This window comes from bacterium, assembly GCA_035370465.1.
In the GTDB taxonomy this organism is placed as follows: Bacteria; Ratteibacteria; UBA8468; order B48-G9; family JAFGKM01; genus JAGGVW01.
Genome location: DAOOVW010000004.1, coordinates 40578 through 51906 on the forward strand (window position 1 = coordinate 40578; position 11329 = coordinate 51906).

Annotated in this window: 12 protein-coding genes; 1 reads left to right on the plus strand and 11 read right to left on the minus strand. The window is 30.0% G+C overall.

Annotation, left to right across the window (positions count from 1 at the left end; genetic code table 11):
• Positions 1-130: 130 nt before the first annotated feature.
• The 11 genes from PLW95_01155 to PLW95_01205 all read right to left on the minus strand — a co-directional run bounded on the left by PLW95_01155 (position 131) and on the right by PLW95_01205 (position 10406).
• Positions 131-1228, minus strand: a complete 1098-nt coding sequence (locus PLW95_01155; protein ID HOV21277.1) for an MlaD family protein — start codon at positions 1226-1228, stop codon at positions 131-133.
• Complete coding sequence (locus tag PLW95_01160; GenBank protein HOV21278.1) at positions 1221-1964, minus strand: ATP-binding cassette domain-containing protein; 744 nt, start codon at positions 1962-1964, stop codon at positions 1221-1223. The genes PLW95_01155 and PLW95_01160 overlap by 8 nt, the downstream gene beginning before the upstream one ends.
• Positions 1964-2737 (minus strand): ABC transporter permease, encoded by a 774-nt coding sequence (locus PLW95_01165; GenBank protein ID HOV21279.1) that lies wholly within the window; start codon positions 2735-2737, stop codon positions 1964-1966. The genes PLW95_01160 and PLW95_01165 overlap by 1 nt, the downstream gene beginning before the upstream one ends.
• A complete protein-coding gene (gene dnaB / locus PLW95_01170) occupies positions 2738-4090 on the minus strand; it encodes a replicative DNA helicase (GenBank protein ID HOV21280.1) in 1353 nt (450 codons plus the stop codon). It abuts the gene before it with no gap.
• A gap of 1 nt (position 4091) precedes the next feature.
• The gene (gene rplI, locus PLW95_01175) at positions 4092-4538 is read right to left on the minus strand and encodes a 50S ribosomal protein L9 (GenBank protein HOV21281.1); all 447 of its coding nucleotides are present in this window, start codon (positions 4536-4538) and stop codon (positions 4092-4094) included.
• A gap of 11 nt (positions 4539-4549) precedes the next feature.
• Entirely contained in the window at positions 4550-4765 is a 216-nt protein-coding gene (gene rpsR, locus PLW95_01180) for a 30S ribosomal protein S18 (GenBank protein HOV21282.1), read from the minus strand.
• Positions 4746-5138: a single-stranded DNA-binding protein gene (gene ssb / locus PLW95_01185; protein HOV21283.1), complete on the minus strand. Its 393-nt coding sequence runs from the start codon at positions 5136-5138 to the stop codon at positions 4746-4748. Before ssb ends, rpsR begins: the two co-directional genes overlap by 20 nt.
• Complete coding sequence (gene rpsF, locus PLW95_01190) at positions 5119-5445, minus strand: 30S ribosomal protein S6 (GenBank protein HOV21284.1); 327 nt, start codon at positions 5443-5445, stop codon at positions 5119-5121. The genes ssb and rpsF overlap by 20 nt, the downstream gene beginning before the upstream one ends.
• 134 nt (positions 5446-5579) lie before the next feature.
• Positions 5580-8552 (minus strand): beta-galactosidase, encoded by a 2973-nt coding sequence (locus PLW95_01195; GenBank protein ID HOV21285.1) that lies wholly within the window; start codon positions 8550-8552, stop codon positions 5580-5582.
• Between the two features lie 505 nt (positions 8553-9057).
• Positions 9058-10026, minus strand: a complete 969-nt coding sequence (locus PLW95_01200) for a 50S ribosome-binding GTPase (protein ID HOV21286.1) — start codon at positions 10024-10026, stop codon at positions 9058-9060.
• A 2-nt stretch (positions 10027-10028) separates the two neighbouring features.
• Positions 10029-10406, minus strand: coding sequence for a response regulator (locus PLW95_01205; protein ID HOV21287.1), 378 nt, complete (start codon positions 10404-10406; stop codon positions 10029-10031).
• A gap of 159 nt (positions 10407-10565) precedes the next feature.
• On the opposite strand from PLW95_01205, the gene PLW95_01210 reads away from it, so the two are divergent.
• Positions 10566-11210, plus strand: a complete 645-nt coding sequence (locus PLW95_01210; GenBank protein HOV21288.1) for a hypothetical protein — start codon at positions 10566-10568, stop codon at positions 11208-11210.
• Positions 11211-11329 lie beyond the last annotated feature (119 nt).

Sequence of the window (11329 nt, forward strand, 5' to 3'; positions counted from 1 at the left end):
GACGTACCAATTCTAAGGCACAAGGTAAGCAACTTTAGTCGGTTTTACAAAGAAGCATAGGGGAATGTATTTGGAACTTAATACTTTTAGTTCCTTTGGAACTGAGTATTTGTATTGCTTCTATGTAAAATTATCTACCCCTAAAGAATAATTTCCAGGGATGTGCTTTTATATCTTTAATTAAACCAAGAACTTCATTATATAACTCATCACTTTTAACAAATTTTCCGATACTTCCCTGTCCTTCATTCACATAGTTAAAGAGAGAATTTATGTTTTCTGTAATATCTGTAAAACTTTCTGCCGATTCTTTCAGTTTTAGAGTCGTATCCTGTAAATATTCCATTTCTACTTTTATCTGATTTAATAGGTTCTCTTCGTTCATAATTTGAGCAATAAGTCCTTTATTTTGTAAATTTTCAAAAAATGTATTTATTTCATCTGCTGTACTTCCTATTTTGACAACTGTTTCTTCTATATCCTGAGATGTTTTTGCAAATTTTCTTATTTCTTTGCTTGTTTTTTCAATTTCATCTTTACTTGTAAGAATAAGAAAATTCGTATTATTAATTAGTTCTTCTATTTTTGGAGAATTTTTTGTTATAATATCCCTTATTTCTAAGTTTGTTTTATCCACTGATGTGGAAAGGTCATCAACTTTGCTTAAAACTGAATTCATTTGTTTAACCGCTAAAGAGGTATCACCTATTATTTCTTTAACATTTTTTTGAATTTCTATATCAGATGTTAACTTTCTTAAATCAACTAAAACATTATTTAAATTCAAAATTATATCCTGCCCAATTGTTGCAAATTGCTCTAATGATATAGGATTTACTCCTTCAATAATTTCTCCAGCAGCTAAATATTGTTGTTCTGACGAAGGGATAATTTCAACATACTTTTCTCCTATTATTCCTAATGTTCTGATTGTTATAACACTTCCTTTCCCCACTTTTACATTTCTCCTTAATGTTAAAGTAACCAAAACTTTTGGTCTTTCCTTTGCAAGAATTTGAATATTTTTAACTTCTCCAACCATTACTCCACTTAATCTAACAGGAGAACTAATATCAAGTCCACCAATATAGTCAAACATAACTCCAATTTCATAAGTTCTCCATTGTCCTTTTTTTGTTTGACTGAAAATAAATATAAAAATTAACAAAATTGTAATTATCGCAAACAACCCAACTTTAAATTCAAGTGATAGGTTTCTTTTATTCATTTTTACCCTCCATTTCAACAAAACTTCTAATTAACGGGTGATTACTTTTTTCTCTAAGAAAATCAAAAGTTCCAATTTCAACAATTTTCCCATTTTCAACAAGTCCAATTCTATCAGATATTTCTCTTGCTAATTTAATATCATGTGTAACTATTACATCAGTAGTATTGAATTTTAAATGAATTTTTTTCATAAGAGAAGTTATATTTGAACTTGTTATTGGGTCAAGTCCTGTTGTTGGTTCATCATAAAATAAAATTTCTGGTCTTGAAATTAATGCTCTTGCAATTGAGACCCTTTTTTTCATTCCTCCTGAAAGTTGTTCAGGCATAAGGTCCTCAACTCCTTCAAGTCCAACATTTTCAAGAACTTCAATAGCCATTTTTTTAATTTCCTCTTTGCTTTTATCTGTATGGTAAAGGTAATAAAAACCAACATTTTCCCATGTAGTAAGAGAATCAAAAAGTGCTGAATTTTGAAAAACCATACCAATTCTACTTCTTATTTCTCTTATTTTTTCTTCTGGCAAATTTAAAATGTTCTGCCCATTAATAAAAATTTCCCCTTCCACCGGTTCTATAAGTCCAATTATTGTTTTTATAAGTACTGTTTTCCCACATCCAGAACTTCCAACAAGAACAATTGATTCTCCCTTTTCAACAGAAAGGTTTAACATATCAAGAACAACTTTCGCTTCAAATACAACTTTTAAGTTCACTACTTTTATTATTTCCATTAGACAAAATAGAAGATGCCCGTTAAAATTAAATTAGTAAGAATTATTAGGAAAAACGATTTTACAACTGCAGATGTTGAAGCATCTCCAACTCCTTCTGCTCCTCCTTTTGCTTTAAGTCCTTCATAAGAAGAAACATTTATTACAACAATTGCAAATACAATAACTTTTATAAAACCAACAAGAAAATCCTTATATGAAATAAACCTGAAACTTTGATAAAGAAATTGTCCTGATGGAATTTTTATAAGAAAAACGCCAATTAAAAATGCCCCACCAATTGCAAGAAAAAAACTTATTACAAAAAGTGCAGGAAGAGAAAAAATCCCTGCTATAACTCTTGGACTTATTAAATAGGAAACAGGGTCAATAGCAAGAACTTTTAATGCATCTATTTGTTCTGTTATTTTCATAACCCCTATTTCAGCAGCAATTGAAGCACCTACTCTCCCAGCAAGAGTGAGAGCAACTAATACAGGTCCCAATTCTCTTGCCATTGATAACCCTACAAGTGCCCCTGAATACGTTTCTGCCCCAAATGCTTTTAATGTATGCCCAATTTCCATAACAAGAATCATTCCTGTAAATATAGCAATAACACCTACAAGTGGTAATGAATTAATACCAATTTCCTCAATATGTTTTAATATATTTTCTCTTTTTCTCTCTGTAAATGCCTTTTTAAGTGAATTCCCTATAAGAAGGATAAGAGAACCAAAATAATAAACAGGAGCAACAATTTTTTTACCAAAATTTTCTATAAAATTTTTCATTTATTCTCTTTTGGTATAATTTTCAAATCTTGTGTATTCTTTTATGAAAGTAAGGTTGACAGTTTCGGTAGGTCCATTTCTCTGTTTTGCTATGATAAGGTCAACAATTCCAGGTTTTTCAGAGTCCTCTTTTTTATAATAATCATCTCTGTAAAGTAATAAAACAACATCAGCATCCTGTTCTATTGAGCCACTTTCTCTCAGGTCTGAAAGATGTGGTTTTTTATCTTCTCTTTGTTCTGTTGCCCTGCTTAATTGAGAAATAGCAATAACAGGTATATTTAATTCTCTTGCAAGTGATTTTAAAGATGCAGAAATTTCAGTAATTTCCTGCTGTCTGTTTTCTGTTCTTCTTACCCCTTTCATAAGTTGAAGATAGTCAATAATAATAAGTTGTATATTTTCTTTTGCTTTTAATCTTCTGGCTCTTGCTCTTAACTCAAAAACATTTAGAGAAGGAGCATCATCAATAAAAATTGGTGCTTTTTCAAGTCGCCCTGCTGAAAGAAGTAATTTTGTAATTTCTTTGTCAGAGAGAATTCCATCTCTTAATTTTTTATAATCAATCCTTGCTTCACAGCATAACATTCTCCCAACAAGTTGTTCTTTGCTCATTTCAAGAGAGAAAAATAAAATAGGAAAATTATCACCACTTGCAGCAAGATTTAGTGCTATATTTGTTGCAAGGGCTGTTTTTCCCATTGATGGTCTTGAAGCAATTATAATAAGTTCTGATGGATGTAGTCCACCTATATACTTATCTAAATCAAAATATCCAGTTGAAATACCTGTAACAAAACCCTTTTTATTCTGGATATTTTCAATAATATCAAGGTTTTCTTTTATAAGGTCTTTTAAAGGATATGCATATCTATCAATTTTATTTTGGCTGATTTCAAAAATAAGGGATTCTGCTTTATCTAATAACCTTTCAACATCCTCTACTCCATTTGATGCTTCTGTTATAATCTGAGTAGCATTTGAAATTAAACTTCTTAATATATATTGGTCTTTTACTATTTTGATATATTCTTCTATATGAGCAGAAGTAGGAACAAATTCTGCAATTTCTGTAATATATTCAACTCCTCCAATTTCATCTAAGGTTCCATCCTGTTTTAATTGATTTGTAAGAGTAATAATGTCACACTTCTCATTTCTCTCATAGAGTTTAATTATAGAAGAAAAAATTTGTTGATGAGATGAACTATAAAAAAAATCCTTTTTTAATGTCTCAAAAACCCTTATTCTTGCTTCTTCATCAATAAGCATACAACCTAAAAGTGCTTTTTCTGCATCAATATTTTGTGGAGGGATTTTTTCAATATTTAAATCTTTTTTTTTAGCACTCATATTAACCTCTCACTATCCAGACCTTAATTTCTCCTTCAACTTCATCTCCTAATTTCACAGGGATTTTATATCTTCCTAACTTTTTTATTGGTTCATCAAGAACTATCTGGTGTTTATCTATATCAATTTTAACTTGATTTTTTAATTCTTCTGAAATAATTTCAGAAGTAATTGCTCCAAAAAGTTTATCATCCTGTCCTGCTTTTGCTGTTATTGTTAAAGAAACATTACTTAACGCCTTTTTTGTATCAAGAGCCATCTTTTTTCTATTTTCTTTTTTTCTATTTTCTATTATTTCTTTTTCTTTAATCATTTTTATATTTTGGTCTGTTGCAGGAATAGCATATCCAGAAGGAATTAGAAAATTCCTTGCATATCCATCCTTTACATTTTTTATTTCTCTTGTCCTTCCTTTACCTGATAATTCTTTTATAAAAATTACTTTCATTTTTCATCCTTTTAAATTTTTACATATGGCAAAAGTCCAATAAATCTTGCCCTTTTTATCGCTTTTGTTAACATCCTTTGATGTTTTGCACATGTCCCTGTTAATTTTGATGATAAAATTTTCCCTCTTCCACTTATAAATCTTCTGAGTTTCCCTATATCCTTATAATCAATTTCTTTTACTTTTCCTTTACAAAATGCACATTGTCTATTCCTGGTTTTTACCATTTATTTCATCCTCCTTTTCTTCAATAATATCTACATTTGGTTTTTCAAGAAATTGAAAATTCTCAACAACTACTTCAAGAACTGACCTTTTTTCACTATCATTATTTTCCCATGTTCTATAATTTAACCTGCCTTCTGCAAAAATTAAATTTCCCTTTTTTAAAAATTCAGCAGCAACTTCTGCTCTTTTACCCCATACAACTAAATTCACATAACATGTTTCTTCTTTCTTTTCTCCTGTTTTTGCAGAATATTCTCTATTAACAGCAAGTCTACAAGTTGTTACTGCCTGTCCAGAAGAAGTGTATCTCAATTCAGGGTCTCTTGTAAGGCGTCCTATTAAAAATACTTTGTTAAGATTGGGATTCGGCATTTATAATTTCCTCATGTGGTAATATTTTCCTTCTTATAAGTAAATATCTTAAAATATTTTCTCTTAATTTTAGACTATCAATTGTCTCTTTTATTGTTCCAGGGGCAGTAAAATAAAAAACAAAATAAATACCTTCAGTTCTTTTTTTAATTGGATATGCAAGTATTTTTCTTCCTAAATTTTCTTTTTTGAAAATCTTTGCTCCTCCATTTACAAGTACTTTTTCAATATATTCAATTTCTTTTTCAACTTCATCATCTGGCAAATCACTTCTTAAAACAAAACATACCTCATATTTCCCTTCCATTTTCTCTCCTTTTATTATATTTTTATATATTATAAATTATTATGCCTAAAAGTCAACAGGAAAAAAATTAAATTTATTTCAAAACTAACTTTTTTACCATTACATTAAAAAAACATTTGCAAACTTATCTTATTTCATAATTTTATATCTACAGAAATTCTTTTTGAAATATAGTAAGGAGTAATAGATATTTCCCCTAATTTTGCTTCTTTCTCCCTTCCATCAACCATAACAGAAATTACATTTTCCTCTTTTATCAGGTCCTCATAAATATAGAAATCTTCCTGCCCTCCTTTTTCTGAATATCTCCCAATAAGAACACCGTTAAAGTAAATCAATGCTTTTTCACTTGTGTTTTTCAATGTTATCCTTAATGGTGAAATATAGTCAGGAATATTTTCTATTTTTACTTTTTTACGGAACCATATAAGAGAACCAGAAGCCCATTTTTCCTTATTTATTTCCACATCATCCCAATCTGAATCATCAAACTCTGGGCTAAAATAACCTCTTGTCTGTCCTTCAATACCCTCCCTTACCTGCCAGTTTTTATTTAAACAAACATCATAAGAAGTTATTTTTACTGTCCCATTAAGTCCATAATGAGTTCCCCATCGGTCTACTTTTATTCCAATAGTTATATAGTTTTTCCCTTTTTTAACTTTATTTGTCAGGTCAAAACTAAAAGGGAGAGAAAGAAAAGCATTTTCTTTAATACCGGAAAATTTACCATTAACAAATAAATAAATTTTTGCATTCATCCCACTTTCAAAATCAATAGAAATTCCTCTTTTTTCAAAGTCATCTGGTATTTCTACTTCTGTTCTGTACCAGGCAAAGCACTCTTCATAAGAATTTTTAAATAGACGGCTATCAAATTTTTTATCTACCCTTACTTTTTCCCAGGAACTATCATCAAATTCATCATTTATTTCTTCCATTTCTTCTCTTATAATTGCCCTTTCTGGATATGTATCTGGAATAAATTTCCTTCTCCACCACTTTAATTCTATACTTTTTTCTTCTGAAGAGAGATAAACAGGAGAATGAATTCCATTAAATGATTTTTCTCCAGAACAAACATGTCCTTCTGATTCAACAAGAACAATTAAAGAATTGTCTCCTTTTGATAGGTAAGATGATACTTCACATCTTAAATTATCTCTTCCGCTATTTACATACTTCCCATTTATATAAATACTTGCCTCATCTTGAAAACCAGTTAAAGTCAAATATAGGGGTTTTTTGACTTTTGATAAATTAAAATTACTTTTATAAATACTATACCCATTTTTCAAAAAACCATAATTTTCCAAGCATTCCAATGGTCTCCACTTCAACCATTTATCACTATTATTTTCTATATTTTCTTCCTTAACTTTCCATTTTCCAGAAAGTTCATAATGAATTTCTGGAAATTTATCTTCTGGAAGATTAATTTCAGTAATATTATTTTCTTCATAATAACTATACTCTATATTTTCATTATCAAGTTTAACTTCTAATGGTTTGAAAGGAATTTTCATCCAGTTTTTACCTTCTTTTACCTGAAAAACAAGATGAATATTATTTTCTCTTTCTTTTTCCTCTTCTAAAAAATAGATATTAGAAAAAATTGGATATTTTTTATTCTTATAGTTAAAAAACCATGTTTTTGAAGATATCTCTTTATCAATAATAATCAATTTAATGTCTCTTTCAACTACTATAAATTGGGGATTATTTTTATGAGTATAATTAACATTTTTAATATTTTCCCCTATTTTTAGAGATATTTCTCCGTCAATACCATCTTCTCTATAAAGAATAAGAATTTTTTCTTTACCATTATCTATGAAATAGAAAATTTCAGAAGTTGTATAAAGAAGAGTTAAATCATCAGAAAGTTTCAAATTCACAGGAATAATTGTTGCACTATAACCAGGTAGTTGATATTTATTTTTTGCTGGGAAAATGATATTTTTACCTGTCTCTGGGTCTTTAAAATTTATCTTGAATTCTTTATTCTTTCCATAGGTATTGGATAAAAACATAAAAACACTTTTATTGTTTTTACGCATAAAAATTTCTACTCCTTTTTCATTTACTGAACATTCTCCTTCTACTGGAATGGTTTCCAACAATGCCTCTTGAAAACACTCTAAGAAACCACCTATTCTTCTAACTATATAATATCGTTTATCAAGTTCTCCCCACTCTCTAATTGGCGCTTCATAATCATAACTTGTAGATATATCCCTTCCTGTCCAATATCCAATATTTGTTCCACCATGAAACATATATCTATTAAACCCTGATATACCAGCAGCAATCAGACATTTTAAATATACTTCATCTAATTCTGGTGGTTTATATCCATCAGAAAATGGCATCTGTCCATAAAATCTGCTATAAAAATGTGTTCCTACTTCTATTCCTAATGGCGGTTTGTCTGGTTGAGTTTTAAGTAAATTTCTAATTTTATTCATTACTTCAGAAATTACCCAGGAAAAATGATATGGGTCAGGTCCTTCAATTATATCCGTTCCTCTTATCCAGAAATTTTCATTTGTACAAATAGGAATATTTATTCCATCTTTTTCTACTATCTCTTTTAACTTTCTATGATAAGGAATATCTCCTACTTCAAATTCATTTTCTATTTGATAAAGAAATATCTTTCCTCCATTAGTAATTAGATGTGGTTTTATTATTTTATTCACTGTATTTAGATATTTTTTACAATATCCAATGTAATTTTGCTCTAATGACCTTAATTCACAATCTTTTGGAATGAGATAATTAGGCAACCCTCCAAAATCCCATTCTGAACAAATATATGGACCGGGACGGACAAAAATATAAAGCCCCACTTCTTCTGCTAAGGATAACCATCTATTAATGTCTCTATCTTTCTCAAATGAAAATTCTCCTTCTTTTCCCTCATGCCAGTTCCATGCAATATAAGTTCCTATAGTATTTAAAAAAGCCCTTTTACATTTCAAAAGTCGGTCTTTCCATTGACTTTCTGGAATTCTAAAATAATGTATCTCCCCACTATTTATAAAAACTCGTTTCCCATTAAATATAAAACTTTTTCCATCATAACTTATATTTTCATTTTTCATTTTTTCTCCAAAAGTTTTTTATAATTGTTTTTAAAAATAAAAAATTTTTACTTTATATTTATAACATCTTATTTAGGAAAAGAAATTTGTAAATATTTACTCAAGTCCGTTTATATTCTTAGGCACAAAGGCAAAGAGTAATCAGGAACTGGTCTTGCAATCAAATAGTTCCACAGGTTCGCCCGTTGGGTCCTCGCTTTTTGCTATGGATCTTGCGGACCAGATCATGTCCTGATATGAAAATCACCCCCCTCATCTATCTTCTCCCCTCCGCCACATTCGCCTATCATTGCGAATCCGACGAGCTTTTTGGCGGACCGCACGGCGGACAAAGACTGGGGAGAAGAACTTTTTCCTCTTATTACCCTCTACCTCCGCCACAATACTCGGCAGACAGGCACAGGGGAGAGGCTCGCCGTAGGGCTACGCCCGAGGAGCTGGAGTGAGGGGGCTTTTGTGCTTTTAAATTAATGTGGTTGAGTAAGTATTTACAGAAATTTATTCATCAAAAATGTATTTCAACAATATCTTTGTCTTCCAATATATAATCTCTTCCAATAACTATTGGAGTTTCTGTTTTTCCTCTCCACAGACGGGCATATTTGAAACTTTTAACCATGTCTTTATGTATTATTTCTGCAAGGTGTATAAGTTGACTTCCTTTTTTAATTGTATATGGATTTTCAATATCAGGTGATTTACCAGGTATTTTTGTATAAACCCTTATAATTTCTAAATGATTAAACATAATTTCAGGTAATTTTTCTATATTTATCTTTTCTTTTGCTGATATTTCAAAAAAATAAGGAATTTTATCTTTATATAATTCAACAAAAACATCCTTTATTTCTTTATGAGAAGAAACATCAATTTTGTTGCCAACCCATAAAATTTTATAAAAAAACTGGAATTCCCCCTCTTTTTTTACTTTGAATTTTTCTAAAACACCAATTGCATCTTCAATTTCTTCTATTAAATCATCAGATGAAAGGTCAAATAGAAAAAGTATTAAATTTGATTTTCTTATAAAATCCCCTACCCAATTATCGGTAAAATCCAAAGAAAGAGAAGGGAGTTCTATCATCTGTATTTTTATATCCTGATATTGAAGCATTCCAGGAATAGGGACAGTTGTTGTGAAAGGATAATCTGCTATTTCTGGTTTTGCCTTTGTAAGGGTTGTTAAAAGAGTTGATTTTCCTGAATTTGTAGGACCACATATTACTACCTGAGCATCCCCTTCTTTTGGTATTTGAGGAACTATTGATTTTTTAGCAGTTGATGGGCTTTTTTCCATCATCTTTTTATATTTTGAGATTTTACTTTTGATAAGTGCTTGAAGTTTTTCAGATGATTTATGTTTTGGCATTATAGATAGCATTTCTTCAAGAACTGCAATTTTTTCTTCTGGAGTTTTAACTTCTTTTAATTCCTTTTCTTTTTCGTGATATTGGGGTGGTAGATTAACGACCATTTTTATTTTTCAGAAACAATATTTCTTATGATAGGTAATAATTTTGATATATTATATGGTTTTGTTACATAAAAATCAGCACCAATTTCATACCCTGTTATTCTATCTGTATTTTCTGACTTTGCAGTTATCATTATAACAGGAACTTTTCTACTTAAAGGTCCTGATTTAATCTTTTTTAATACATCCCATCCATCAATTCCAGGTAATACCACATCAAGTAAAACAACATCTGGTTTAACTTTTTTGAATAAAGTTAACCCTTCTTCACCTGTTTGTGCTCCATAGGAAACATAACCAGAGTTTTTTAATGCTTGAAGTAATACCTGCCTTTCAACGGAATCATCTTCAATAACAAGGACTTTTTTTATTTCTCCCATAGTAAAATAATAACACAATTAGAAAAATTTTTAAATACCTCAAATTGAGACATAATAAATCTACACGAAAGGGTATGTTAGACAAGACAAAAAAATCTACTTGAAAAATAGGATTTAAATAGCATCTCCGGATAAAATAGAAAGAAAACGGAGGTGCAAATGAAAAAGGAATTAGAAATGGGGATAAGGAAGAAAATAAGCAAAAAAATAGCAGAGAGGTATCAGAGAGGGCAGAAGAAAGAAAAAGGGAAGATATTAGATGAATTTGTAAGTTTAATGGGATATAACAGGAATTATGCGAGTTGGTTATTGAGGAATATAGGTAGGAAGGTGGTAATAAAAGGGAAAAGAGGTAGAGTAATTTTAATAGGAGAACAACAGAAGATAAAAAGGGAAGGCAGAAAGAAAGTATATGGGAAAGAAGTGGAAAAAGCATTAAAAGAAGTATGGTACATATTAGATTGTCCATGTGGCAGGAGGTTAGGAGATTATATAGGAGAGATAGTACCGATATTAGAGGAGAAAGGAGAGATAAAGATAACAGAGGAAGTAAGGGATAAACTTTTAAAAATAAGTGGAAGAACAATAGATAGGTTATTAAAAGAGGAGAAGAAGAAATGGGAGATAAGGGGAAAGAAGAGGACAAAGCCAGGTAGTTTATTAAAGAGTCAAATACCGATAAGGACATTTGCGGAATGGGATGAAAAAGTACCTGGTTTTATAGAGATAGATTTAGTGAGTCATGATGGAGGGAAAGAAGAAGGGATAGTTGTCAAGTCAAGTTCGCCATTTAACAATTTCTGATATCTAATAAATCCTTATTACGACTTATTTCCTCCGATTTTTTTGATGTTATTGTAGCGAACAAAAAAATTTATAGAAGAAAGAAAACAAAGAGAAGAAAAAATATCTTCAATTGAGAG

Bases quoted from the DNA above. Each gene is read 5' to 3' on its own strand.
- PLW95_01195 (HOV21285.1), bottom strand. From the start codon at position 8,552: ATGAAAAATGAAAATATAAGTTATGATGGAAAAAGTTTTATATTTAAT.
- rpsF (HOV21284.1), bottom strand. From the start codon at position 5,445: ATGGAAGGGAAATATGAGGTATGTTTTGTTTTAAGAAGTGATTTGCCA.
- ssb (HOV21283.1), bottom strand. From the start codon at position 5,138: ATGCCGAATCCCAATCTTAACAAAGTATTTTTAATAGGACGCCTTACA.
- PLW95_01205 (HOV21287.1), bottom strand. From the start codon at position 10,406: ATGGGAGAAATAAAAAAAGTCCTTGTTATTGAAGATGATTCCGTTGAA.
- dnaB (HOV21280.1), bottom strand. From the start codon at position 4,090: ATGAGTGCTAAAAAAAAAGATTTAAATATTGAAAAAATCCCTCCACAA.
- PLW95_01165 (HOV21279.1), bottom strand. From the start codon at position 2,737: ATGAAAAATTTTATAGAAAATTTTGGTAAAAAAATTGTTGCTCCTGTT.
- PLW95_01210 (HOV21288.1), top strand. From the start codon at position 10,566: ATGAAAAAGGAATTAGAAATGGGGATAAGGAAGAAAATAAGCAAAAAA.
- rplI (HOV21281.1), bottom strand. From the start codon at position 4,538: ATGAAAGTAATTTTTATAAAAGAATTATCAGGTAAAGGAAGGACAAGA.
- PLW95_01155 (HOV21277.1), bottom strand. From the start codon at position 1,228: ATGAATAAAAGAAACCTATCACTTGAATTTAAAGTTGGGTTGTTTGCG.
- PLW95_01200 (HOV21286.1), bottom strand. From the start codon at position 10,026: ATGGTCGTTAATCTACCACCCCAATATCACGAAAAAGAAAAGGAATTA.
- PLW95_01160 (HOV21278.1), bottom strand. From the start codon at position 1,964: ATGGAAATAATAAAAGTAGTGAACTTAAAAGTTGTATTTGAAGCGAAA.
- rpsR (HOV21282.1), bottom strand. From the start codon at position 4,765: ATGGTAAAAACCAGGAATAGACAATGTGCATTTTGTAAAGGAAAAGTA.